This window comes from Burkholderia sp. B10 (assembly GCF_004368385.1).
Lineage (GTDB): Bacteria > Pseudomonadota > Gammaproteobacteria > Burkholderiales > Burkholderiaceae > Burkholderia > Burkholderia vietnamiensis.
This window is the reverse complement of the sequence record NZ_PQMX01000014.1, coordinates 1-24,212: the sequence shown is the minus strand read 5'-3', so window position 1 is coordinate 24,212 and position 24,212 is coordinate 1. Positions and strand designations below refer to the sequence as shown.

The 24,212-nt window shown below is 70.1% G+C and carries 22 protein-coding genes; 8 read left to right on the top strand and 14 right to left on the bottom strand.

Annotated features, from left to right (window positions below):
* Positions 1-22 precede the first annotated feature (22 nt).
* Positions 23-754 carry an ABC transporter ATP-binding protein gene (locus C3Y15_RS09915; RefSeq protein ID WP_185499741.1) on the top strand — a complete coding sequence of 244 codons (732 nt, stop codon included), beginning with the start codon at positions 23-25 and terminating at the stop codon, positions 752-754.
* A gap of 21 nt (positions 755-775) precedes the next feature.
* Here the strand turns inward: C3Y15_RS09915 and C3Y15_RS09910 are convergent, their stop codons facing one another.
* A complete protein-coding gene (locus C3Y15_RS09910) occupies positions 776-2,194 on the bottom strand; it encodes a sensor histidine kinase (RefSeq protein WP_011881393.1) in 1,419 nt (472 codons plus the stop codon).
* On the bottom strand, positions 2,181-2,846 hold the full coding sequence (locus C3Y15_RS09905; protein WP_011881394.1) for a response regulator transcription factor: 666 nt from the start codon (positions 2,844-2,846) through the stop codon (positions 2,181-2,183). The genes C3Y15_RS09910 and C3Y15_RS09905 overlap by 14 nt, the downstream gene beginning before the upstream one ends.
* A gap of 234 nt (positions 2,847-3,080) precedes the next feature.
* On the opposite strand from C3Y15_RS09905, the gene C3Y15_RS09900 reads away from it, so the two are divergent.
* Both C3Y15_RS09900 and C3Y15_RS09895 read left to right on the top strand, forming a co-directional pair.
* A complete protein-coding gene (locus C3Y15_RS09900; protein ID WP_059696506.1) occupies positions 3,081-4,109 on the top strand; it encodes an ABC transporter substrate-binding protein in 1,029 nt (342 codons plus the stop codon).
* Between the two features lie 89 nt (positions 4,110-4,198).
* A complete protein-coding gene (locus C3Y15_RS09895) occupies positions 4,199-5,509 on the top strand; it encodes an MFS transporter (protein WP_124259903.1) in 1,311 nt (436 codons plus the stop codon).
* A gap of 37 nt (positions 5,510-5,546) precedes the next feature.
* Here the strand turns inward: C3Y15_RS09895 and C3Y15_RS09890 are convergent, their stop codons facing one another.
* A complete protein-coding gene (locus C3Y15_RS09890) occupies positions 5,547-7,346 on the bottom strand; it encodes a sensor histidine kinase (RefSeq protein WP_069246561.1) in 1,800 nt (599 codons plus the stop codon).
* A complete protein-coding gene (locus C3Y15_RS09885; protein WP_041494073.1) occupies positions 7,343-7,990 on the bottom strand; it encodes a response regulator transcription factor in 648 nt (215 codons plus the stop codon). Before C3Y15_RS09885 ends, C3Y15_RS09890 begins: the two co-directional genes overlap by 4 nt.
* Positions 7,991-8,280: 290 nt before the next feature.
* Between C3Y15_RS09885 and C3Y15_RS09880 the strand changes: the two genes are divergently transcribed.
* The 3 genes from C3Y15_RS09880 (at position 8,281) to C3Y15_RS09870 (ending at position 11,402) form a co-directional block, all read left to right on the top strand.
* Entirely contained in the window at positions 8,281-8,733 is a 453-nt protein-coding gene (locus C3Y15_RS09880) for a hypothetical protein (RefSeq protein ID WP_043292355.1), read from the top strand.
* Between the two features lie 96 nt (positions 8,734-8,829).
* Entirely contained in the window at positions 8,830-10,848 is a 2,019-nt protein-coding gene (locus C3Y15_RS09875) for an LssY C-terminal domain-containing protein (RefSeq protein WP_046425927.1), read from the top strand.
* A gap of 44 nt (positions 10,849-10,892) precedes the next feature.
* The gene (locus C3Y15_RS09870) at positions 10,893-11,402 is read left to right on the top strand and encodes an N-acetyltransferase (protein ID WP_014724489.1); all 510 of its coding nucleotides are present in this window, start codon (positions 10,893-10,895) and stop codon (positions 11,400-11,402) included.
* Positions 11,403-11,409: 7 nt separating this feature from the next.
* Here the strand turns inward: C3Y15_RS09870 and C3Y15_RS09865 are convergent, their stop codons facing one another.
* Together C3Y15_RS09865 and C3Y15_RS32535 are read right to left on the bottom strand one after the other, a co-directional pair.
* Complete coding sequence (locus tag C3Y15_RS09865; protein ID WP_059475646.1) at positions 11,410-12,363, bottom strand: hypothetical protein; 954 nt, start codon at positions 12,361-12,363, stop codon at positions 11,410-11,412.
* 58 nt (positions 12,364-12,421) lie between these two features.
* Complete coding sequence (locus tag C3Y15_RS32535; RefSeq protein WP_006479692.1) at positions 12,422-12,544, bottom strand: hypothetical protein; 123 nt, start codon at positions 12,542-12,544, stop codon at positions 12,422-12,424.
* 513 nt (positions 12,545-13,057) lie between these two features.
* On the opposite strand from C3Y15_RS32535, the gene C3Y15_RS09860 reads away from it, so the two are divergent.
* Positions 13,058-14,305 (top strand): YbfB/YjiJ family MFS transporter, encoded by a 1,248-nt coding sequence (locus C3Y15_RS09860; protein ID WP_069239951.1) that lies wholly within the window; start codon positions 13,058-13,060, stop codon positions 14,303-14,305.
* A gap of 82 nt (positions 14,306-14,387) precedes the next feature.
* On the opposite strand, the gene C3Y15_RS09855 is transcribed toward C3Y15_RS09860, so the two are convergent.
* From C3Y15_RS09855 to C3Y15_RS09825, 7 genes are read right to left on the bottom strand one after another with little or no spacing between them, the layout of a single operon-like run.
* Positions 14,388-15,434, bottom strand: a complete 1,047-nt coding sequence (locus C3Y15_RS09855) for an ABC transporter substrate-binding protein (protein ID WP_011881405.1) — start codon at positions 15,432-15,434, stop codon at positions 14,388-14,390.
* Positions 15,431-16,582 (bottom strand): FAD-binding oxidoreductase, encoded by a 1,152-nt coding sequence (locus tag C3Y15_RS09850; protein ID WP_059896129.1) that lies wholly within the window; start codon positions 16,580-16,582, stop codon positions 15,431-15,433. The genes C3Y15_RS09855 and C3Y15_RS09850 overlap by 4 nt, the downstream gene beginning before the upstream one ends.
* Entirely contained in the window at positions 16,575-18,002 is a 1,428-nt protein-coding gene (locus C3Y15_RS09845; protein ID WP_069239952.1) for an FAD-dependent oxidoreductase, read from the bottom strand. The genes C3Y15_RS09850 and C3Y15_RS09845 overlap by 8 nt, the downstream gene beginning before the upstream one ends.
* Positions 17,999-18,349 (bottom strand): (2Fe-2S)-binding protein, encoded by a 351-nt coding sequence (locus tag C3Y15_RS09840; RefSeq protein WP_011881408.1) that lies wholly within the window; start codon positions 18,347-18,349, stop codon positions 17,999-18,001. Before C3Y15_RS09840 ends, C3Y15_RS09845 begins: the two co-directional genes overlap by 4 nt.
* Entirely contained in the window at positions 18,349-19,143 is a 795-nt protein-coding gene (locus C3Y15_RS09835; protein WP_011881409.1) for an ABC transporter permease, read from the bottom strand. Before C3Y15_RS09835 ends, C3Y15_RS09840 begins: the two co-directional genes overlap by 1 nt.
* Complete coding sequence (locus C3Y15_RS09830; protein ID WP_059889744.1) at positions 19,140-20,123, bottom strand: ABC transporter permease; 984 nt, start codon at positions 20,121-20,123, stop codon at positions 19,140-19,142. Before C3Y15_RS09830 ends, C3Y15_RS09835 begins: the two co-directional genes overlap by 4 nt.
* Entirely contained in the window at positions 20,124-21,206 is a 1,083-nt protein-coding gene (locus tag C3Y15_RS09825) for an ABC transporter ATP-binding protein (protein WP_034194912.1), read from the bottom strand. It abuts the gene before it with no gap.
* Between the two features lie 294 nt (positions 21,207-21,500).
* Between C3Y15_RS09825 and C3Y15_RS09815 the strand changes: the two genes are divergently transcribed.
* The gene (locus tag C3Y15_RS09815; protein ID WP_011881412.1) at positions 21,501-22,376 is read left to right on the top strand and encodes an IclR family transcriptional regulator; all 876 of its coding nucleotides are present in this window, start codon (positions 21,501-21,503) and stop codon (positions 22,374-22,376) included.
* A gap of 105 nt (positions 22,377-22,481) precedes the next feature.
* Here C3Y15_RS09815 and C3Y15_RS09810 read toward each other — a convergent pair whose 3' ends face one another.
* Entirely contained in the window at positions 22,482-24,044 is a 1,563-nt protein-coding gene (locus tag C3Y15_RS09810; protein ID WP_059567524.1) for a methyl-accepting chemotaxis protein, read from the bottom strand.
* Positions 24,045-24,212: the final 168 nt, after the last annotated feature.

The following is a 24,212-nucleotide window of genomic DNA, read 5'->3' as shown; positions in this document are numbered from 1 at the left end:
ATTTTCTGGAGCTGACCTCGCGATGACCGACACGCTGCTGAAACTGGAGCACCTCGACACGTTCTACGGACCGGTGCAGGTGCATTTCGACGTGAGCTTCGAGGTCGGCCGCGGGCAGATCGTCAGCCTGCTCGGCGGCAACGCGAGCGGCAAGTCGACGACGATGAAGCTGATTCTCGGGCTGATGCGGCCGGGGCGCGGCGTCGTGCGCTTCGACGGCGACGACGTGACGTCGCTCGCGACGCCGCAGCGCGTCCGGCGCGGGATCGCGGCGGTGCCCGAGGCGCGGCGGCTGTTCGGCGACATGAGCGTGCGCGAGAACCTGTTGATGGGCGCGTACACGCGTGGCGACCGCGCGGCGGTCGCCGACGATTACGCGCGCGTGCTCGACCTGTTTCCGCGCGTGAAGGAGCGGCTCGCGCAGCGTGCGGGCACGCTGTCGGGCGGCGAGCAGCAGATGCTCGCGATGGCGCGTGCGCTGATGGCGCGGCCGAAACTGATCTGCATGGACGAGCCGACGATGGGCTTGTCGCCGCTCTACGTCGACAAGGTGCTCGAACTCATCGATGCGATCAACCGGCAGGGCGTGACGGTGTTCATGGTCGAGCAGAACGCGAGCCTCGCGCTGGAGATCGCGCACTACGGATACGTGTTGCAGACGGGGCGCGTCGCGCTCGAAGGGCCGGCGAGGGCGCTGCTCGACGACGAACGCGTGCGCGATGCGTATCTCGGCGGGGATGCCGTGACGGCCTGACGGCGGCAGTATGCTGCGTGCTCACGCTCCCCGCCCACTCCCCACCGCCCGTGGAAACGTCAACACGACCGCAAACCCGCCCGCGTCGGGAAACGCGAACCCGACGCGCCCGCCGTGCGCCTTCATCACCTCCTGCACGATCGCGAGCCCGAGCCCCGAGCCCGTGCGGCGCTCGCTGCCGTCCGCCGCGATCCGCACGAACGGCTGTAACGCCGCGTCCCAATGCTCGCGCGCGATCCCGCGGCCGTTGTCGGTGACGGTGAGCGTGACGCCATCCTCCGCATTGCCCGCCGTCGCGACCGACACGACGATATCGTCCGCATGTCCGTGCAGCAGCGCGTTGTGCAGCACGTTCGACAACGCCTCCTGCAGGCTGATCGCATCGCCGTCGATCCACGCTTGCGGTGCATCGCTCGCGAACGCAACGGCCACGTCGCGCGCGCCGGCGAGCGGAATCGCGCGGCCGAGCACGTCCTTCGCGAGCGCGACGAGCTCGACCGGTTGCAGCGGCACCGCCTCGGTGCGATGGATCACCATCGCGTGATTGAGCAACTGCCCGGTGAGACGTCCGACATCGGCGCAAGTCGCGCGCAACGCATCGAGCCGCGCCGCATGCCGGGCCGGATCGTGTTCGCCGTCGAGCAGCTCGATCTGCGCGTCGAGCCGCGCGAGCGGCGTGCGCATCTGGTGCGCGGCATCGGCGATGAAGCGTTGCATCGCGTTGATCCGCTCGGCCAGCCTTCGCATCAGCCCGTTGATCGAGCCGATGATCGCGTCGATCTCGCTCGGCGTGTCGACGGCCACCGGCCGCAGGTCGGCCGGGTCGCGCGCAGCGATGATCGCGCCGATCTGCGCGAGCGGGCGCAGGCCGCGCCGGATCGCGAGCCCGCTTGCGCCGATCGCGAGCACGCTCATCAACACGATCAGCGTCCACACCTTGATGCTCATGTCGTTGGTCAGCTGCTGCCGCGCGTTCGTTGTCTGCGCAACGGTGACGATCGCCCAGCCCGGCGTGCTCTCCTCGGGCATGTAGCGCGCGATGGTCGCGGTGCGCACGCGATGCCCCTGGTACACGGCGTCCGCGAACGCCGGCCCCTGCTTCGCGGCGGCCGCTGTCGCGGGGCTCGCGAGATCGCCGTAGCCGGCCACGACGACGCCGCGCGAATCGACGACCTTGTAGTAGACGAGGTCGTAGCGCGACAGCGTCGACAGCGCGGCGACCGGCGGGTTCAGCGCGAGCACGCCGCCTTGCACGTAGAGGTTTTCCGCGACCTGGATCGACGCGCCTGCAAGCAGCTGGTCGTACGCGCGCTCCGCCGCGACGCCCGCGTAGTAGCGCGCGATCGCGGCGAGCGCGAGCGCGCCGGTCGCGACGACGAGCGCGATCAGCAGCAGCGTGCGGCCGAACAGCGTCTTCGGAAACCAGTCAGTGCGCGGCAATCTGATACCCCATCCCGCGCGCGGTGCGGATCTCGACCGAGCTGCCGTGCAGCTTCCTGCGCACGCGCGTCACGTACTGCTCGACCGCGTTCGCGCTCGGCTCGTTGCCGAAGCTGAACAACTGATTCAGCAGCTCGTCCTTCGAGAAGATTCGCTGCGGGCGGCTCGCGAGAATCTCGAGCAGTGCGAACTCCTGGCGCGACAGCGACAGCGGCTGGCCGTCGAGCTCCGCGAGCCGGCTGCTGCGGTCGATCACGAGGCCGCCGAGCGTCAGCACGTCGTTCGCATGACCGCTGTTGCGGCGCAGCAGCGCCTGCACGCGCGCATCGAGCTCGCGGTAGTCGAACGGCTTCACGAGGTAGTCGTCGGCGCCGAGGCCGAGGCCGCTCACGCGGTCGTCGATCGCCGAGCGCGCAGTGACGAGCAGCACCGGCGTCGTGCTGCCCGCCGCACGCAGGTTGCGCAGCACGGCGAAGCCGTCGAGGCCGGGCAGGTTCGCATCGAGCACGACGAGATCGAAGCGCTCGACGCGCAGCAGGCTGTTGGCGGTCGCGCCGTCGGTTTCGTGGTCGACCGCATGGCCGAGCCGCGTGAGCCGCGCGCGGATCGCCGCGCCGATTTCGGCATCGTCCTCGACGACGAGAATGCGCATGGTGCCGTTCGCAATGAAGGGTTACGGGTTTCCCCGGGGGCGGGATCTCAGCATTTTCTCAGACTCGCCCGATAACCTGTGTTCAGCCGAAACGAGCGAAGACGGCATTAATACCAGAGGAGACGGCAACATGCAGCATCTGACGCGCACCGCGAGCGCGCGGCCCCATGCGCGACGCAGCGCAGCGCACGCCGGCCGGTCCGCGTGCGATCTCCGTTGCACGCGGAGCTGCGCGTGACGACGTCGCCGCGCCGACGTGCGCTCGTCGCCGCAGGCGCGGGCCTCGCGCTCGGCCTGCTGGCCGCACCGCCGCTCGCGCGTGCGAAGCCGCGTACGGTACGGATCTCGAAAGGATATGGCGTGCTGTATCTGCCGCTGCTCGTGATGGAGAAGCAGCGGCTGTTCGAGCGTCACGCGGCGCGGCATGGGTTGCGCGACATCGCCCTCGACTGGGTGCTGCTCGACGGCGGCAACTCCGTGAACGACGCGATGATGGCCGGCACGCTCGATTTCGCGGCGGCCGGCGCGCCGGGCTTCATCGAGCTGTGGGCGCGCGCACGCGGGATTCCGAACGTCGAGGTGATCGGCATCAGCGGCCTGTCGACGACGTCGCTGTCGCTGAATGCGAACCGGCCGGGCCTCGTCGCACTGCGCGACTTCACGCCGTCCGACCGGATCGCGGTGCCCGGCATTCGCACGTCGCTGTCGGCGGTGGTGCTGCAGATGGTCGCGAGCCGGCAGCTCGGCGCGCGCCATTTCGCGCAGCTCGATTCGATCACCGTGAACCTGCCGCACCCGCAGGCGATGCAGGCGCTGATCCGCCGCGACGGCGGCATCACCGCGCACTTCACGTCGCCGCCGTTCTCGACGCTCGAGCTGCGGCAGCCGGGCATTCATCGCGTCGTGAATTCGGTCGACGTGCTCGGGCCGCTGACGCTCGACGTCGTGTTCGCGCCGAAGCGGCTCGTCGATACGGAGCCCGCGCTGGCGATGGCGTTTCTCGGCGCGCTCGACGAAGCGAACCGGCTGATCGCGCAGGACCCGCGCGCGGCGGCCGCGCTGTATGCGGCGTCGTCGGGCGTCGGCGTGTCGCACGACGACGTGCTGCAGATGCTGGCCGCGCCCGACACGCGTTTCTCGGTGCGGCCGAACCAGCTGATGGACTACGTCGACTTCCTGTACCTCGCCGGCACGATCAAGGCGAAGCCCCGCGCGTGGCACGAGATGTTCGCGCCGATGCTCGACGCATACCGGCCGAGCTGAGCACCGATTCAACCGATACCACCGAATAGCCGGGCGCGCGCGTCGCGCCGGTTCAACCGATCAGCAACCGATTCACGGAGGAGCCCGTAGTGAATGCCACCGATACCCTGGACCCCGCGTCCGCCGAAGAACAGCGCATCATGTCGAAGATCGCGCGGCGCCTGCTGCCGATCCTCGTCGTGATGTTCCTGATCGCATTCATCGACCGGCAGAACGTCGGCTTCGCGAAGCTGCAGATGGTGCACAGCCTCGGGATGACCGAAGCCGCGTTCGGCCTCGCGTTGTCGCTGTTCTTCATCGGCTACCTGCTGTTCGAAGTGCCGAGCACGCTTGCGCTGCATCGCTACGGCGCGCGCGTATGGCTCGCGCGGATCATGCTGACGTGGGGGCTCATCACCGTGCTGATGGGCTTCACCACGTCGATGCCGGCGTTCTGCTCGCTGCGCTTCCTGCTCGGCATCGCCGAGGCCGGCTTCTATCCGGGCGTCATCTACTACCTGACGCTGTGGTTCCCGCAGAGCTACCGCGCGAAGGTGCTTGGCATCTTCACGCTCGGCAGCGCGCTCGCGAACATGCTGGGCTCGCTGGTCGGCGGCGTGCTGCTCGGCCTGAACGGCGTGTGGGGGCTCGCGGGCTGGCAGTGGGTGTTCGTGGCGACTGGCGTGCCGGCCGTGCTCGTCGCGATCGTCGTGTTCCGCGTGCTGCCCGCATCGTTCCGCGAGGCGCCGTTCCTCGACGAACGCGAGAAGCAGATCGTCGCCGCCGCGCTCGAACGCGAGAAGCCGGCGCAGGCCGTCCATGCGAAGCCGTGGGCTGCGCTGCTCGATCCGCGCGTGATGCTGTTCGCGGCCACCTACATGCTGATGTCGACGTCGCTGTACGGCGTCACGTACTGGCTGCCGACGCTGGTGAAATCGTTCGGCGTGTCGAGCAGCACGAACGGTCTGCTGAGCATGCTGCCGTGGGCGCTCGCGGTCGTGCTGCTGGTGTGGCTGCCGTCGAAGCTGCGCCGCGCGAAGAGCATCCTGCGCACCATCGCGATCGTCGCCGCGCTCGGCGCACTCGGCTTCCTGATGAGCCTCGTGCTGCCGTCCACACCGTTGCGCTTCATCGCGCTCGTGCTCGGCGGTGCGTGCATTCCGCTGCTGTATCCGTGCTTCTGGTCGATGCCGCCGCGCTACTTCACCGGCGCGCGCGCAGCGGCGAGCGTCGCGGCGATCAACTCGATCGGCAACCTCGGCGGCTTCTTCAGCCAGAACCTGATGCCGTTCGCGGGCAAGGTCACGGGCACCGCGTTCGGGCCGATGATCGTGCCGATCGTGTGCCTCGCCTTGCTCGGGATCGGCGCGCTGATCGCGTGGGCGCGCTCCGAGCGCACGATGGTCGCCGCGCAGGCGTGATGCGCCACGCCGCGCGCGCCGGCGTGCTCCTCGCCGGTCATTCCTGTGTGCGCGCGGCGTGGCGTGCGTCGTACGCGATCGCGACATGCGCGGCCGCCACCGGAACCTCCACCTCGACCGTCGTTCCTTCGCCGAGCGTCGTGTCGATGCGCAGCGTGCCGCCGACGAGGTAGGCGCGCTCGCGCAGGCCCACCAGCCCGAACGAGGCGGATTTGCGCGGCGCACCCGGATCGAAGCCGGCGCCGTCGTCGCGAATCGTCAGCACGAGCGTTTCGTCGCGATACGCGAGCGCCACGCTCGCGCTCGACGCCGCCGCATGCCGCGCGACGTTCGCGAGCGCTTCCTGCGCGATGCGGAACACGGCGGTCGCATACGGCTCGTCGAGCTGCAATTCGCCGGGCTCGACGCGCAGCGTGCAAGCGACCCCATGACGGCGCTGGAAATCTTCGACGAGCCATTGCATCGCGGCCGCGAACCCGAGGTCGTCGAGCATCAGCGGGCGCAGGTCGGACGCGATGCGCCGCGTCGCGGTGACCGCGCCGCGCGCGAGCGCGTGCATCGCGCCGATCTTGCGGGCCAGGGTCGCGTCTTCCTGCGGCACGTGATCGAGCAGCCATTCGAGGTCGTTCTTCAGCGTCGCGAGCGTCTGCGCGAGTTCGTCGTGCAGCTCGCGCGCGATGCGGCGCTGTTCGGCCTCGCGCGCGCTCGCACTCATCGCCGCGATTTCCCGCAACTCCTCGCGCGACGCCTGCAGCGCCCGCTCCGCGCGCACGCGCTCCTCGACCTCGCGCCGCAGGTCGCGGTTCGACGCGCTCAACTGCGCGGTGCGCGCCGCGACACGCTGCTCGAGCCGTTCGTTCGCGTCGTTGAGCTGCGCGCTCTTCTGCACGACCAGCAGGTGCTGATAGCGCGCGCCGGCGAGCGCGTGCACCGTCTGCGCATGAAGCCGGCCGTTCTCGAACAGCAGCGCGAACAGCACGACGGCCGACGCGACGAGGCCGTAGGTGCGCCCCGCGTAGAAGCCGAGGTCGAAGCGCCCGTGGTTCAGCATCGACGACAACGCGATGTCGAACAGCCACGCGACCAGCACGATCATCAGCCACAGATCGAGTACCGAGTGACGGCGCCGCTGCCGCCACAGCAGCACGAGCGCCGCGAGGTTCAACCCCCAGACGACCGCGATCGCGTTCGTCATCGTCGCGGTCATCCGGTTGCCGTCCATGATGCGCGGCAGCAAATCGTGGCCGGCGGTCGCGAGCAACGCGAGCGCGGCGGTCGCGCCGGCGGTCAGCGCGATGCACAGCAGCACGGGAACCGCCGCGCGGCGCCGCTGCAGCGATGGGCTGCGCGTACGCGAGGCCGCGCGCAGCAGCGCGTATACGCCGAGCGCCAACGGAAAGCCGCCGTGCCAGAACAGATACAGCCATGCGGTGGTCTGCTCGCCGGCGCCGAGCAGGCCGGTCGGCGCGAACAGCCCCGGAAAGGTCAGCATGTGCGTGCCGGCCATGAAGCCCGTGAACAGGTAGCCGCCGGCGAGCGCGAGCAGCGATTTCTCGCGCAGGATCGCGAACTGGCCGAGCAGCAGCCCGGCCGTCACGATGTCGCTGACGACGATCGCCGACTGGTACACCGGAATGAAGCCCCATACCCGCGGCAGCTGCATGCGCGCGAACGGCGCGAGCGCGACGAAGATCGCGACCGACACGAGCACCGTCGCGAGCGCGAGCCGCCGCTCGCGCCGGCCCGGCGGCAGCGACGACATGAACATGTGCGACGGCTGTGGCGCGTCGTCGTCGGCGGCGGCGGCCGGCTCGCGCATGCGGAACGCGGCCATCATGCGTCGCCCACGCCGAGATCGAGCTCGTGGCGCACCGCATAGCGCACCAGCGCGGCCTCGTGCGGCAGATCCATCTTCTCGAGGATGCGGGTCTTGTAGGTGCTGACCGTTTTCGCGCTCAGCGCCAGCTCCGAGGCGATCCGCGTGACCGTCTGACCGGCCACGATGCGACGCATCACGTCGAGCTCGCGCGCGGACAGCCGTTCGTGCGGCAGCAGGTCGGCCGGCGTACGCAGCGTGCGCGCGAGGCTCTCGGCGGCCGACGGGCTGACGTACACGCCGCCCGCCGCGACCTTGCCGACGGCTTCCACCAGCGCGGTGCTCGCGCTGTCCTTGGTCAGGTAGCCGGTCGCGCCGGCCTTGAACGCGCGTGCGGCGTATTGCGTCTCCGCGTGCATCGTCAGCACCAGCAGCCGCAGCGACGGCGCGCGTTTCTTCAGCAGCCGGATCAGGTCGATGCCGGTCGGCCCCGGCATCGACAGATCGAGCAGCAGCACGTCGGCGGTGTGCCGTTCGGCGAGCGCCAGCGTGGCGTCGCCGTCGCTCGCCTCGCCGACGATGTCGAAGCCGCCGGCCGTCTCCAGGATGTGACGCAGCCCGTCGCGCATCACTGCATGATCGTCAGCCAGAATTACCCTGATCATCGAGCGGTTCTCTCCCGGATGGCGCCGCGTGGCCGCGGCTGTTCGTCCAACAATATATTCCGCCGCAGCGGCAAACGGTGTGCCCGATGTATCTTTTTGAGACACTTGAGCGGGGAATGCATATTGCAGCGAAACGATCGCCGCGTACAGGTGCAGGCGGCAGCGCCAGACGGGGCGGGCGTTTCCGCGTGGTCGTCGGCCGCCGGTCGATGCCGCGGACCGCGGGCCGGCCTGTTTAAGAGATAAACTGGTGAGCGATTGGAATGCGTCCCGCCGAAGGAATCCCGACGATGGTCGATCTCGTCCACATCCTGCCGTCCGTGCTGCCCGACGCCGTCGCGTGGGCCGGTGCGCAGGCCGCGCAGGGGCTTGCGCACGGCGCGCCTCTGACGCGCGCGCAGCACGCCGATGCGCGCGCCGTCGGCGTCGCGCAGCCGGAGCGGATCCGCGTCGTGATCGCGGATCGGCTGCCGTTTCCCGATACGCCGACGCTGGGCGCGATCGCCCACGACTCCGGGCTGCTCGCGCCGGAGACGATCGGCCTCACGCTCGGCCACGCGGTCTTCGTGCTGCGCGGCCACGACACGCGGCGTTTGCTCACCCATGAGTTTCGTCATGTCCATCAGTACGAGGAAGCCGGGTCGATCGGCGCGTTTCTCGCGCGCTATCTGCACGAAATCGCGACCGTCGGTTACCACGACGCGCCGCTCGAGGCGGACGCGCGGCAGCACGAGTTCGACTGACGCTGCCCACGGGCGCGCACGCGCATCGACGAAGCCGCGCGCCGCCGCGATGCGCCCGCTGCCGGCGCGGCGCACAGTGATGCCCGGCGGCCCGCGATGAGCGACGCGATCCACGGCTGGCTGGCCGCGATCGGCGCGCATCCGCTGCTCGTGCTGGCGGTGGTGTTCGTCGTCGCCTGTGCCGAATCGATCGCGCTGATCGGCACGATCGTGCCGGCCGGTGCCGTGATGTTCGCGGCCGGCACGCTGGTCGGCGCGGGCGCGCTCGACGCCTGGACGACGCTCGGCGTCGCGGCGGTCGGCGCGATCGTCGGCGACGGCGTCAGCTACGAGGTCGGCCGCCGCTATCGCGGCGCGATTCGCAACGGCTGGGTGCGCTTCGGCTACGCGAACGCCTATGCGCGCGGCGAGCAGTTCGTGTTGCGCCACGGCATGAAGAGCATCGTCCTCGCGCGCTTCCTCGCGCCGGTGCGCGCGGTCGTGCCGGTCGTGGTCGGATGCGCGACGCTGCCGCGACGCGCGTTCTATCCGGTCAACATCGTCTCGGCGCTGATCTGGGCGCCCGTGCACGTCGCGCCCGGCATTCTGTTCGGTGCGTCGGCCGCGCTGGCCGCCGCGATCAGCGTGCGGGTCGCGGCGATTCTGCTGGTGGTGGCCGCGCTCGTCGCGCTCGTATGGATCGGCGTGCGCCTCACGCTGCGGCGCGGCTGGCCGTTGCTGCGCCGCATAGCCGCCGCGGGCATGCACGCGTGCGCGCGGCGCTGGCCGCGCTTCGGCACGCGGCTGCACGCGGCGATCGAAGCGCTTCGGCGGCTGCCCGGCGCCGTGCCGGTGCTCGCGCTGCTGTTCGTCGGCTGCGTGTGGCTGTTCGGCGACGTCGTGCGCGACGTCGTCGCGAACGATCCGCTCACGCATGCCGACATTGCGCTGTACTCATTTCTGCAGAACCTGCGCACGCCGCCCGTCGATGCGGCGATGCGCGCGCTGGCCGTGCTGCATGGACGCGATACGGGGCTGATCGTCGCCGCTGCGTTTCTCGTCTGGTTGATGATCCACCGCTGCTGGCTGACGTCGGCGTGGTGGGCCGCGACGGTCGGCGTCGCGGTCGTGCTCGCGCCGGCGTTCGGCGCCGGCGCGCTCGGCACGACGCCCGCGAGCCTGCCGCCCGGCACGTTGCACGTGCCGCTGCCCGACGCCGACGCGGCGTTCGCGATCGTCGCGAGCAGCGGCATCGGCTGGCTGCTCGCGCGCGACCGGCCCGCGCTGTGGCGCGTGCCGGTCGTCACGGCCGTCGTGCTGTGGATCGTACTGGGCGGCTTCGCGCGGCTCTATGTGGGCGACACCTGGCTGTCGGGGCTGATCGGCGGCTGGAGCCTCGGGCTCGCCTGGTTCGCGGTGCTGGCCGCCACCTATGCGTACTGGCGGGTGCGCGAGCACGTGCAGCCGCGCGGCGCGCTGGTCGCGCTGGTGGTCGTCACGGCGACGGCCGGCGTGTGGACCGTGCCCGCGCAGTGGGCGCTCGATCGCGCGGCGCGTCCGCATGTGGGCGACGTCGTCGCGATGACGGTCGACCAGTGGCTGCGCGGCGGCTGGCAGCGCGTGCCGGTGCGACGCACCGAGATCGGCGGCGATCGCGAGGAGTATCTGCCGCTGCAATGGTGCGCGACGTCGGATACGCTCGATCGCCATCTGTCGCTGGCCGGCTGGCAACGCGCGACGCCGTGGTCGCCCGCGAGCGCACTGCGCTGGCTCCTGCCGCAGGCGCAGGCCGACGCGTTGCCGGTGCTGCCGCGCTACACGCACGGCGAGAGCACGCGGCGCGAGTTCGTGCGCGTCGATCCCGCGCGGCCGGACAGCCGTCTCGTGCTGCGGCTGTGGCGTTATCCGTACGTGTTGCAGGACGCGCTCGGCACGCGGCCGCTGTGGTACGGCGCGCTGTATCGCGAGACGCTGCATCGGCCCGCGCGGCTGATGACGATCGTGCGCACGACGACGGTCGACGATGCGGCCGCGATTGCGCAGGCACTCGACGTCGAGCCGAGGCTCGAACGCCCGCCGGCGGACATGCACGCGGCGCCGGCGACGGTGGTGCTCGTGTGGATGGTGCAGCCTTGATGCGCGCGCCACTCCGCTCCCATCTTTCAACCGCAAGGACCCCAATGATCACGCTTCGCCCGATGACCGAAGACGACTTCGCGCGTTTCTGGCCCACCTACCGCGCGGTCGTCGCCGCGCAGGAAACCTACGCGCTCGATCCCGCGCCGACGCTCGAAGCCGCGCGCACGCTGTGGCTCGATGCGCCGCTCTGCACCTGGGTGGCCGAACAGGATGGCGAGCTGCTCGGCTCGTACTTCCTGAAGCCGAACGCGGCCGGCCCCGGCAGCCACGTGTGCAACTGCGGCTACATGGTCAGCGAGGCCGCGCGCGGCCGCGGGCTCGCGCGCGCGATGTGCGAGCACTCGCAGCAGGTGGCGCGCGAGCGCGGCTTTCTCGCGATGCAGTTCAATTCGGTGGTCGCGACGAACGACGTGGCCGTCGCGTTGTGGCAGAAGCTCGGCTTCGAGATCGTCGGGCGCCTGCCGCGCGCGTATCGGCATGCGCGGCTCGGCTTCGTCGACTGCTTCGTGATGTTCAAGTGGCTCGGCGACGCTGCCGCCGCCGAAGCCTGACGCGCGCTCAGACGGCGAACGCGCCGTCGAACACGATCCGCTCGTCGAACGCGAGCGTGCCGCGCGCGAAGATCAGGTCGAGATGATGACTGCCGTTCGCGCCGCCGCCCAGACCGAGATGCAGGCCCGGGTGGCGTTCCTCGAAGCCGGCGTTGCGGCCGTACAGCGCGCGGATGCCGAGGTTCGTGCCGATCCCGAACTCCTCGATGCGCCGGTGATTGTCGTGGCGCTCGAGATAGGCGGCGAAGTCGCGCCGGAAGCCCGCATCGTCGCTGTCGAAACCGTCGATCAGGCTGTCGCGCACGTGCAGCGTCGCGAGCCGCTCGGCCACGCGGTATTTGATCGCGAACGGCACGGTGCCGAGGAAGGTGCCGCTGAACACGATCGAGCCGTTGAGGTCGGTGACGTGCGTCGCGATCTCGCCGGGCACGACGTCGTGGTTGCCCATGCCGTCGACGCTCGTCCATTTCTGGTCCGCCGCAAGCGAACCGCTGAGACGGTTGCCGGCCTCGTCGATGAAATGGATCTGCGATGCGTGCACGGCCGCTTCGATCAGCCGCGCGTTGCGCGCGGCGATGTCGTCGAGCGATTCGGCGAACGCCTCGTCGAGATGCGGGCCGTAATCCTTGAACAGCACCGACTTGTTCCAGTGCTCGACGATCGCGGGACGGATCGCCGCAAGAAACGGCGGCCCGCTCGGCGACGGCGTGGGCAGGCATGAGGAGTCGTACAGCAGCACGAACAGATCGGCCTGCGTGAGCGCGGCGGCGATGTCGTCGGGTGCGGTGTTTTCGAGGCTGAGAGTGGTCGCGTCGAGCGAGGCGGGCAGGGCGGAAAACGCGCGCAACGCGGTGTCGCGATTGCGGGTGTCGTAGCCGACCAGCAGTTTGCCCGTCTCGCCGCGTGCGAGCTTGTCGCGCAGCGCCGGATGAAAACCCAGCGCGCGATGCAGGTTCAGCATGCGTGTCTCCGGAAGCGGCGGAAGGGCCGCAGCCCTTCCGCGGGAACGGGCGGGCCGCTCAGACCGGCCAGAGCGCGGTGCCGAACGGCACCACCGCATCCTCGACCATCATGTCGACGGCCTCGGGGTGCGTGTCTTCCTGCATCCAGTCAAGCAATTCGATCTGCTGGGTTTCCTGCATGTCAATTCTCCTGTGGTGAACAGCGATTCAACATGAAAGCACGGTAAGGGTATTACCGCCGCCCACCCGGTATTTCCTGAATGCCGGGCGAGTGGCGTCGATATTAGTCTGAGGATTTATCGAATGCAATGCATTGCTGCGTTTTTAGTCGTTCGCTGATAAACACGCGGAATTCGCGCCTGTCGGCGTGATCCGGGGCCGGATGAAGCCGAATCGATTCAAACGCGCGCGGCGATTTTTTTTGGAATATCGGCGATGGGAGCAATTCAGCGGGGAATTGTATTTTTTATAATTTCAATCGGCGTATAGCGGCTTCTTTTTTTGCATTCGGTCATGCGCAACATGCGCACGCACGACCGGCCGCGCTCGCGCGCCGGCGGTTGCCGATGCCGCACCGGGCACGCGCGGCGCCGCCGGTTTTCTGGCACCATCTGACGGCTTCCTCACGCGCGGCCACGGCCGCGCGCACGGCCGGTCAGGCTGGACGATTCGAACCATCATGGAGACACCGCGATGCGCGCAGCGCCGCCACCGCAGCATGCCGCCCGCGCACGGGCGGGCGCCGGCACGGCCGAAGCCGACCGGATGGCCGCATGGCGGCTCGCGGTCCGGCTGTCGCTCGGCAGCGCGATCGCGCTGGGGCTCGCGCGCTTTTCGTATGCACTGCTGTTGCCGCCGATGAAGGCCGATCTCGGCTGGTCGTTCGCCGAGGCCGGCGCGCTCAATACGGCCAACGCGGCCGGCTATCTGCTCGGCGCGCTCGTCTTCCCGTTGCTGTCGCGGCGCTGGCGCGCGGGCACACTGCTCACCGCCGGCTGCGTGCTCACCGTATCGCTGATGGCCGCTTGCGGGCTGCTGTCGGGCGCCGACGCGCTGCTCGCCGCGCGCGTCGCGACGGGCATCGGCAGCGCGCTGATCTTCATCAGCGGCGGCGTGCTGGCCGCGCGGCTCGCGTCCGCGTCGCCACGCGACGCGGGGCTGCTGCTCGGCCTGTACTACGGCGGCACCGGCTGGGGGATCGTCGCGTCGTCGCTGCTGGTGCCCGCGACGCTCGTGCATCGCGCGCACGGCTGGCAACCGGCCTGGTTCGCGCTCGCAGTCGCGTGCGTGCTGTTCTCGGCGGCGGCCGTGTCGGCCGCGCGCCGCATCGAGCACGCGCACGCGGCAGCCGCCGTGCGGCGCGACGCCGCCGCGCCGGCCGCGATCGCCGGCCCCGCGCGCTTCGCGTTCGCGCTCGCGGGCTACGGGCTGTTCGGCGTCGGCTACATCGGCTACATGACGTTCATCGTCGCGCTGCTGCGCGGCGCCGGGATGAGCGGGACGGTGGTGGCCGCGTTCTACGTGATGCTCGGCGTCGCGACCGTCGTGTCGGCACGGCTATGGTCGACGCTGCTCGACCGGATGCGCGGCGGCCAGGCGCTCGCGGTGCTCAATGCGTTGCTCGGCGTGGCGACGCTGATGCCCGCGCTGTTCGTTCATCCGGCAGCCGCGTTCGCGTCGGGCGTGTTGTTCGGCGCGACGTTCCTGTCGGCGGTCGCGTCGACGACCGCGTTCGTGCGTCACAACCTGCCGCCGCAAGGCTGGGCGAAAGGCATCAGCGCGTTCACGACGGTCTTCGCGTTCGGACAGATCGCCGGGCCGGTCGCGATCGGCTGGGTGTCGGACAGCGCGGGGCTCGCGCGCGGGCTCGTCTATTCGGCGCTGACGCTGTTCGCGGGGGCTGGGCTGGCGGCGGCGCAGCGGGCGTTGCCGCGCCGCTGATCGCCGGCGCGCGGCCGGCGCGCACCGCGTCCGCGGAGGATGGCCGCGGCGCCGGCGATGGCGCACCCCCAACCCTCGACACTCACCGCTCGATCTGCCGATTCCAGCGCGTATCCCACTGCGTGCGATGCGCGTTGATCGCGGTCCAGTCGACCACCGTCACCTTGTGCAGCAGATCGTCGACGTTGCCGAGGCTCTGCTGCATCGCGGCGGGCATCTTCGCGAGCCGGTTGGTCGGGATCTGCCTGCCGGCCTCGGCCGCCTTCGTCTGCGCGGGGGCCGACAGCAGGAACTGCGCGAGCTTCTGCGCGAGTTGCGGGTCCGGGTTGTTCGCCACCACGCACAGGTCGACCAGCAGCAGCACCGGCCCTTCCTTCGGGTTCGCGTAGGCGACCGGAATGCCCTTGTCCTGGAGATCGCCGACACCGGTCGGCGTCAGCGGGAACAGGCCGGCTTCGCCGGTCTGCACCATCTCGGAGATCTTCGCCGAGTTCGGAATGTACTCGACGACGTTCGGGCCGACCGTGCTCGCCCACTTGCTGAAGCCCGGCTCGACGTTCTGCTCGCTGCCGCCGAGCAGCCGGTTGATCGCGAGGAAGCCGTGCAGCCCGAAGGTGCTGCTCGATGCGGACTGGAACACGACCTTGCCCTTGTATTTCGGATCGGCGAAATCGAGCCACGACGTCGGCGGCGCCCAGCCCTTTTCCGCGAACAGTTTCCGGTTGTACGCGATGCCCGTCATGCCGAGCTGCACGCCCGCGCCGACGTCGTCCTTCATCCGCGCGAACGGATACAGCTCCTTGAGCACCGGCGAATCGTCGAGCTTCTGGCACACGCCGAGGCTCACCGCGCGCGCCATCACGCCGTCGTCGAGGAACGCGACGTGGATCTGCGGCTTGTTGCGATTCGCAAGCAGCTTCGCGAGCACGTCCGACGACGTGCCGGGCACGACGACGACCTTCACGTTGTTCGCCTTCTCGAACTCGGGCAGCACCTGGCTCGTATAGGCCTTCTCCATCGGGCCGCCGTTCATGCCGACGTAGATCGTCCTGGTTTGCGCGGACGCGGGCGCGACGGCGCACGCGATGCAGAGGGCGGCCGCCGCCGCGATCGTTGCGGGCAGTTTCATCGTTGGGTCTCCTGTTGACGGATAGGGGCGCTCGGCGCGGCTTCGCGGAAGAAGCGGCCGATCGAGAATGCACTGAGCGGCGTGGCGGTTTCGCCGGCCGTGACGAGGTCGGCGAGCACTTCGCCGACGCCCGGCGCGAGCAGGAAGCCCCCGCCGGAAAAGCCGAACGCATGCAGCAGCTTCGGTGTCGTACGGCTCGCGCCGATGACGGGGTTGTGGTCCGGCGTGCAGCCTTCGACGCCGCTCCACGTGCGGATCAGCAGCGCGTCGCGCAGCGCGGGCAGCAGCGCGCACGCGTCGCGCATCACCGCGCGCGTCGTGTCGACCGACGGCTGGCCGAACTCGCCGTCGCCGCGGCCGCGTCCGCCGCCGATCACGCAGTTGCCGCGCGCGACCTGCCGCGCGTATACGCCGCCGCCGTACACGCCGAGGTTGTGCGTGATGAACGGCGGCAGCGGTTCGGTCACCCACATGTTCGGGTAGATCGGCTCCATCGGCACCGCCTCGCCGAAGCGTTCGGCGATCGTGTTCGCCCACGCGCCGGCCGAGTTGATCAGCCACGTCGCGACGCATGTGCGCGCGCCCGCATGGATATGAAACTGCGTGCCGTCGTGTCGCACGTCGTCGACGGGCGCGTGTTCGAACACGTCGGCGCCGGCCGCGCGCGCCGCGCGCGCGAACGCGGGCGACACGATGCGCGGGTTCGCGTGCCCGTCGGTCGCGCACAGCGAGCCGCCGAGCGCCGCGCTGCCGAGCCAGGAGTAGCGGCGGCGGAACGCCGCGCCGCGCATCACTTGCAGCGGCAGCCCGTGCTCGCCGGCGAGCGTCGCGTATGCATCGAGCGCGTCGAGATCGGCGTCGCTGCGCGCGAGCCGCAAGTGGCCGGACACGACGAACTCGCCGTCGCTGCCGATCAGCTCGGGCAGCCGATCCCAGATGCGCCGCGCGCGCAGCGCGAGCGGCAGCTGTTCGGCCGGGCGGCCCTGGCAGCGCACGCCGCCGTAGTTGACGCCGCTCGCCTGCGCGCCGCAATCGCGGCGCTCGAACAGCGCGACGCGCAGCCCGCGCCGCGTCAGCGCGAGCGCCGCCGACGCGCCCACCAGCCCCCCGCCGACGATCGCGACATCGTAACGGCTGCGCTCATTCATCGCGCGCCTCGTCGGGAATCGTCGCGACGTCGTCGCTTGCGAGCGCGGCCGCGATCGGAAACGGCTTCACCGGCGGTTGCGCGCGCAACCGTCCGACCTCCGCCAGCGGGCGGCCGGTTTCGGCGGCGAGCACGCGCGCGGCCGCGTCCGCGCACATGCGGCCCTGGCAGCGGCCCATCCCGGCACGCGTCAGCGCCTTCAGCCGGTTCAGTTCGGTTGCTGCGCCGTCGCGAACACAGCGGCGCAGCGTGCCCGCATCGATCTCCTCGCAGCGGCACACGATCGTGTCGTCGGGGCAGCGTGCGGCGAGCTCGGGCGGCGGCGCGAACGCCGCCTCGAGGCCCGCGCGGAACGCACCGAGCCGCGCCAGCGTGCGCTCGAGCGCGGCCGCGCCGGGCTTGCCGGAGGGCGAGCCCGGCGCGAAGCCGGCATCGTCGAGCAGTGCGAGCGCCGCGCGCCGGCCCGATGCTTCGGCCGCGTCGGCGCCCGCGATGCCCGCGCCGTCGCCGGCGACGTAGACGCCGCGCATCGACGTGCGGCCGGCCGCGTCGCGCTCCGGCAGCCACGTGCCGCTCAGCGGATCGAAGCGGAACCGGCATCCGGCGAGATCGGCGAGCTGCGTTTCGGGGCGAAGCCCGAAGCCGAGGCCGAGCGCATCGCAGTCGAGCATGTGCGCGTCGCCGTCGGCCGCGCGCCACGCGAGCCCGCGCACGTGCTGGTCGCCGAGCACGCGCTCGAGCGTCACGCCGGTTTCCACCGCAACGCCGTGCGCGCGCAGCCAGCCGATGTAATACAGCCCCTTCGCGAAGGTCGTCGGCATCCGCAACAGCGCGGCGGCGGCGGCCGTCTGCTGACGCAGCGGGCTCGTATCGAGCACGGCCGCGACCTGCGCGCCGGCTTTCGCATATTGATAGGCGACCAGATACAGCAACGGCCCGGTGCCGGCGAACACGACGCGGCGGCCGATCGCGCAGCCCTGCGCCTTCAGCGCGACCTGCGCGCCGCCGAGCGTGTAGACGCCCGCGAGCGTCCATCCGGGCACCGGCAGCATGCGGTCGGTCGCGCCGCTCGCAACGATCAGGCGCGAAAACGGCACCGTCACTTCGCGGCCGTCCTGCAGCGTGTCGATACGGCCCGTGCCGCACGCCCACGCGAGCGTGTTCGGCCGGTAGTCGACGTGCGGCAGCAGCGCGGCCATGGTGCGGTGCACGGCGTCGGCCTTCGCGGCGTCGAAGCCGTACAGCGTGCGCTTGCCGCGCGTGAACGCGTGCCCGGCCGGCGGCTGCCGATAGATCTGCCCGCCCCAACGTGCGTTCTCGTCGATCACGACGGGGCGCAGCCCCGCGTCGACCAGCGCCTCGGCCGCGCGCACGCCCGCCGGCCCCGCGCCGACGATCACCGGCTGCAGCGCGGCCGTCACGACGCGGCTCCGGTCGCGGCCGGCTGCACGGCTGTCGTCACGAGGCGCATGCCTTCGGCGATCGGCGTGGAGCACGCGCGCAGCCGTGCGCCGGCTTCGGTGCGCACCCAGCAGTCCTGGCATGCGCCGATCAGGCAGAAGCCCGCGCGCGGCTGGCCGCTGAATTCGCTCACGCGCACGCGACGCTGCGCGACGAGGATGGCGGTGAGCACGGTGTCGCCGGCGAGCGCCTGCGCGGCGCGGCCGTCGAGCGTGAACCCGACCGCCGTGCGTCCGTGTTCGGCGACGCGCACGAACTGCGCGCCGTCGTCGGCGATATCGGTGGAGCGGGAAGCGGAAGTCGTCATCAATGTTGGCCGATCAGGATGCGGTTCAGGCCGTACACGCGATCGAGCAGCAGCATCGCGCCGGCGGTGATGAAAATGACGAGCGCCGACACCGACGCCATCATCGGGTCGATCGATTCGGTCGCGTACATGTACATGCGCACCGGCAGCGTGACCGTCTGCGGCGACGTGACGAAGATCGACATCGTCAGCTCGTCGAAGCTGTTGATGAAAGCGAGCAGCCAGCCGCCGGTGATGCCCGGCACGATCATCGGCAGCGTGATGCGGCGGAAGATCGTCCACGGGTCGGCGCCGAGCGAGCACGCGGCCTGTTCGATGCTGCGGTCGAGCCCCGCGACGGACGCGAGCACGAGCCGCATCACGAACGGCGTGATGACGATCGTGTGCGCGAGCACGAGCCACGCGAACGAGCCGGTCGCGCCGATCAGCGCGAACAGGCGCAGCAGCGCGATGCCGAGCACGAGGCCGGGAATCACCAGCGGCGACAGCAGCAGGCCGTTCACGAACGCGCGGCCGGGGAACGTCGCGCGCCCGATCGCGAGGCCGGCCGGCAGGCCGAGCGCGAGCGACAGCGTCGCCGACGCGAACGCGAGCTTCACGCTGTTGGCGAACGCCGTGATGAAGTCCGGATAGTCGAGGATCGCGCGGAACCAGCGCAGCGACAGTCCGTGCGTCGGCAGCGTCAGCGTTTCGTCGGGCGTGAACGCGACCAGCACGACGATCGCGAGCGGCGCGAGCACGAACAGGATCACGAGCGTGTGGAACGCCAGCGCGACAGGGCCGTTGTTTCTCATCGGGAAGCGCCTCCGAGGCTGCGCGCGTAGCGGCGTTCGAGCACGCGGTAGTAGGTGAGCATCACGACGAGATTCGCGACCAGCAGCAGCACGGCGATGGTCGCGCCGAGCGGCCAGTTCAGCGAGCCGAGGAATTCGTCGTAGACGGCGGTGGCAGCAACCTTCAGCCGGCGTCCGCCGAGCAGGCCGGGAATCGCGAACGCGCTCGCCGACAGCCCGAACACCATCAGGCTGCCCGACAGCACGCCGGGCATCAGCTGCGGCACCACGATGCGCCGCAGCGTCGTGAACGGCGATGCGCCGAGCGACAGCGCCGCGTGCTCGGTTTGCGGATCGAGCCGTTGCAGGGCCGTCCACACGGGAATCACCATGAACGGCAGCATCACGTGGACGAGCGCGATCACGATCGCGAACGTCGTGTACTCGAGCTTGTACGGGCCGAGCCCGACGAGCGCGAGCGCCTGGTTCGCGAGGCCGCCCGTGTTGAGCAGCATGCTCCAGCCGAATGCGCGCACGACCACCGAGACGAGCAGCGGCGCGAGGATGACGAGCAGGAACAGCGAACGCCACGGGTCGCGCATCTTCGACAGCACGTACGCTTCCGGCGTGCCGATCGCGACGCAGATCGCGGTGGTCAGCGCGGCGATGCCGAAGGTGCGCGCGAAGATCGCATGGAAGTACGACGAGCCGAGCACCTCCGCGTAGTGACCGAACTGGAACGCGGCGCTCGGGCCGGTGGCCGGATCGAAGCGGTAGAACGTGAGCGCGAAGGTCATCGCGAGCGGCGCGAGCACGAGCGCCGCGAACAGCGCGAACGCCGGCGCGCACATCAGCCACAGCGGCGCATGGGCGCGCCACGTCGCGCGCGGCGGACGCGGGGCGGCCGCGCGTGCCGGCGGCGTAGCGGCGCTCGTATTGGTGCTCGTGCTCGTGCCGCGTTGCGCGGGATCGGCAGGCAGCGGGCGGGCAGGCTGTGCCATTCATGCCTCCCCGCGCATCACGCGCACCGCGTCGCTGTGCCAGTCGACGCCGACCGGCGCGCCTTCCTCGAGTGGCTCCGCGCCTTCGTTCTGGCAGCACACGAGCACTTCGCCGAGTGCGCTGTCCACGCGGTACAGCCACTGGCTGCCGAGGAAGAAGCGGCTCGTGACGGTCGCGGCGAAGCGGCCCGCGCCCGGCGCGCACAGCCGCAGCTTCTCGGGGCGGATGCATACCGACACGGCGTCGCCGACGCGCACGTCGCGCTCGTGCATCGGCAGATGCGCGGTGCGGCCCGTCTCGGCGAGATCGTGGCCGAGGTCGATGCGAATCGCATCGCCGTCGTGCGCGACGACCGTGCCGGGCAACAGGTTCGCCTTGCCGATGAACTGCGACACGAAGCGGTTCTCCGGGCGTTCGTACGCGCGGTACGGCGTGTCGGTCTGCGTGATGCGGCCGGCTTCCATCACGACCACGCGGTCGCTGATCGACAGCGCCTCGGACTGATCGTGCGTGACCATGATCGTCGTCGTGCCGATCTTGCGCTGGATCGCGCGCAGTTCGAACTGCATGTCCTCGCGCAGCTTCGCGTCGAGGTTCGACATCGGCTCGTCGAGCAGCAGCACCGGCGGCTCGATCACCACCGCGCGCGCGATCGCGACGCGCTGCCGCTGCCCGCCGGACAGCTCGCGCGGAAAACGCTGCGCGAGCGCATCGAGTCGCACCAGCGACAGCGCCGCGCGGATGCGCTCCGCGCGCTCGGCCTTGTCGACGCCGCGCATGTCGAGGCCGAAGCCCACGTTCTGCTCGACGCTCATGTGCGGAAACAGCGCATAGCTCTGGAACACGATGCCGAGGCCGCGGCGATTCGGCTTCATGTGCGTGATGTCCTGCCCGTCGAGCGCGATGCGCCCGCGCGTCACGTCGACGAAACCGGCGATCATCTGCAGCGTCGTGGTTTTGCCGCAGCCCGACGGCCCGAGCAGCGACACGAACTCGCCTTGCTCGACCGACAGGTTGACGTCCGCGACGGCGGTGAGCTCGCCGTACGTTTTCGTCAGATCCGTAAGCGTGAGAAACGACATGGGAGGCTCCGGTTCGCACACCGGAGCGCCGGTGCGTCATTGACGCGGACTCTAGCCAGCCATATTTCGGCGCGTCAATTTCGAATTCTGCTCAACGAGAGGAATTTCGGAAAAATTCCGGTGAACGGAATGAATCGACGAAGCGGGTGCGATTCGTTCCGTTGGATGAAGGGCGGCCGTGCCGCGAAAAACGCACGTCAATCCCGTGCACACCCGGATGCCCGCGGTTTTTCGGCGGGACCACAATGGCGGCTCACCCTGTTCCATTCAATGAAATCATCGAGGAGCGCCGGTATGCAGGAACCCGATTCGCGCGGAACGTCGGCGGAAGCGCCCGTGCGGCAGCCGGACGACGCCAGCGGCGCAGCGGGCGTCGGCATGCTGCAGCGTGCGTTCGCGATCCTGCGCGCGCTGGCGGGCATGCAGCAGGACGGCGTGCGCGTCACGCACCTCGCGAAGGCCGTCGGCCTCACGCAAGGCACCGCGCATCGCATCCTGCAGTCGCTGATCGCCGAGCGCATGGTCGAGCAGGACGAACAATCGAAGCTGTATCGGTTGAGCGTCGACTTCTTCGCGCTCGCCGCGCTGGCCGGCAATCCGAGCAGCATGCGCACGCTGTGCCGGCCCGCGTTGCTGCGGCTGTGCGCGAGCCTCGGCGAGACGATCTTCCTGCTCGTGAAGAGCGGCTTCGACGCGGTGTGTCTGGACTTGTGCGAAGGGCCATTTCCGATCCGGTCGTTTACCGGCGACATCGGCGGGCGCATCGCACTCGGCGTCGGGCAGGGCAGCCTCGCGATCCTCGCGTTCCTGCCGGAAGCCGAGCGCGAGGAGGTGATCCGCTTCAACGTGCCGCGTATCCGCGGCTACGGCGTGCTCGACGAGGTGTATCTGCGCACCGAGATCGAGCGCGTGCGCGAGCTCGGCTACGCGGGTCGCAACAGCGGCGTGCTCGACGGCATGGCCGGCGTCGCGGTGCCCATCCTCGATCGCACCGGCTATCCGGTCGGCGCGCTGAGCGTCGGCACGCTGGCGTCGCGGCTCGGCGACGACCGGATGCCGATGGTCGTCGAACTGCTCAGGCGCCAGGCCGACGCGATCGGCCCGCGCACGAATCCGTTCGATGCCGCGCTGCGGCGGCCGATGCACGGGCTGTCGGGGAACGGCGGCTAGAGGCGGTGCGCGGCGGCGCTGCGGCGCGGCCGGTTCCGCGGTTGGGCGTCGCCTGTCGGTCACGGCTCACCGCTCGCGCGCCATCAGCGTGCCATCAGCGTGCCATCAGGCCGTCGCCGCGCCGTGCAGACGAAACTGCGCGACGGCATCGCTCAGCCGCGCGCCCTGATCGTCGAGCGACAGCGCGGCCGCCGCCGCTTCTTCGACGAGCGCGGCGTTGCGCTGCATCGTCTGTTCCATCTGGATCACGGCCGCGTTCACCTGCTCGATGCCGGCGGTCTGCTCGTCGAACGCGGTGCTGGTTTCGCTCATGATCGCGTTGACGCGCTCGACCGCGGTGACGAGTTCGGACATCGCCGAACCGGCGAGCGCGACGAGCGCGCTGCCGTCCTCGACACGCTGCGCGGAGTTGCCGATCAGTTCGCGGATTTCCTTCGCTGCCGACGCGCAGCGCTGCGCGAGCCCGCGTACCTCGGTCGCGACGACCGCGAAGCCGCGTCCCTGTTCGCCTGCCCGCGCGGCTTCGACGGCGGCGTTCAGCGCGAGGATGTTGGTCTGGAACGCGATGCTTTCGATCACGCCCACGATGCCGGAGATCCGCGCGGAGCTGGTGGAGATCGCCGACATCGTTTCGACGACGCGCCGCATCGCATCGCCGCCCCGCGCCGCGATGCCGGCCGCGCCCTGCGCGTAGGTGCGGGCATCGCGTGCGTTGTCCGCGTTCTGGCGCACCGTCGCGGTCAGTTGCTCCACGCTTGCGGCGGCTTGTTGCAGCGAGACGGCCTGCTGTTCGGTGCGCGTGGACAGATCGACGTTGCCGCTCGCGATCGTGCGCACGTCGCCGACGATCGTCTCGGTGCTCGTGCGTACCTGGGTCACGGTGTCGACGAGGCCGGCCTGCATGCGCTTCAACGCCTTCAGCAGATAGGCCATTTCGTTTTCGCCGCGGATCGCGACCGCGCCGGTCAGATCGCCTTTGGAGATCCGGTCGAACTGATCGACGGCCAGATGGATCGGCTCGATGATCGCCTTCGCCAGCACGCGCTGCGCGACGAAGCCGACCAGCAGCGCGAACGCGGCGACGCTCGCCATCGCCCATACGATCCGGTGAAAGCGCGCGCCGGCTGCGTCGTAGCGCGCCTTCTGGCGCGTGACCTGGAACGATTCGAGCGCGTCGATCGCCTGCTGATAGGCGGTGAACAGCCCGGGCGGCGCGGTGCGGTGCGTTTCGAGGAAGTCGAAGGCGTTGTCGTGGTCGAGCTGCGACATCGCCTTGAGGAACACCTGATCGAGCAGCGTGCGGCGACGTGATTGCAGCGTGTCGAACAGCGCCTGCTCGTCGGCGTCGCGGGCGTGCAGTCGCGTGTACGCGTCGAGCTCGTCGTTGCTTTGCTGGAGCAGCGTATGGAGCTGCGCGATTTCGGCGTTGGCCGGCTGGCCGGCGCTGATGATCTGCGCGACGTCGCTCACGCGTTCGCGCAGCACGAGCATCCGCTCGGAGCTGGTTTTCAGATGCAGCAGCGACGCGGTGTCGTCACGGTACATCGCCTCGAGCGAATGGTTGCCCGCGTAGAGCGCGGCGATGCAGGCGCCGACCACCAGCAGGAGCAGCACGGTGTAGCCGGCGATGGTCGCGACGAGGCCGCCGCGGATGGTGAGTTTGCGCATGACGTTCCCTTGCCGGCGGCCGAACGGCGGCCGACGGGCGATGTGGATGGCGGATCACGAACGACGACGGGCGCCGCGTCGAAGCTCGGGGCGCCGGGGTTACGAACGCGTTAACGGCGGGCGGGGCGCGGAGGTTTTATCCGTATGCGACGTGGATATGGATGGATG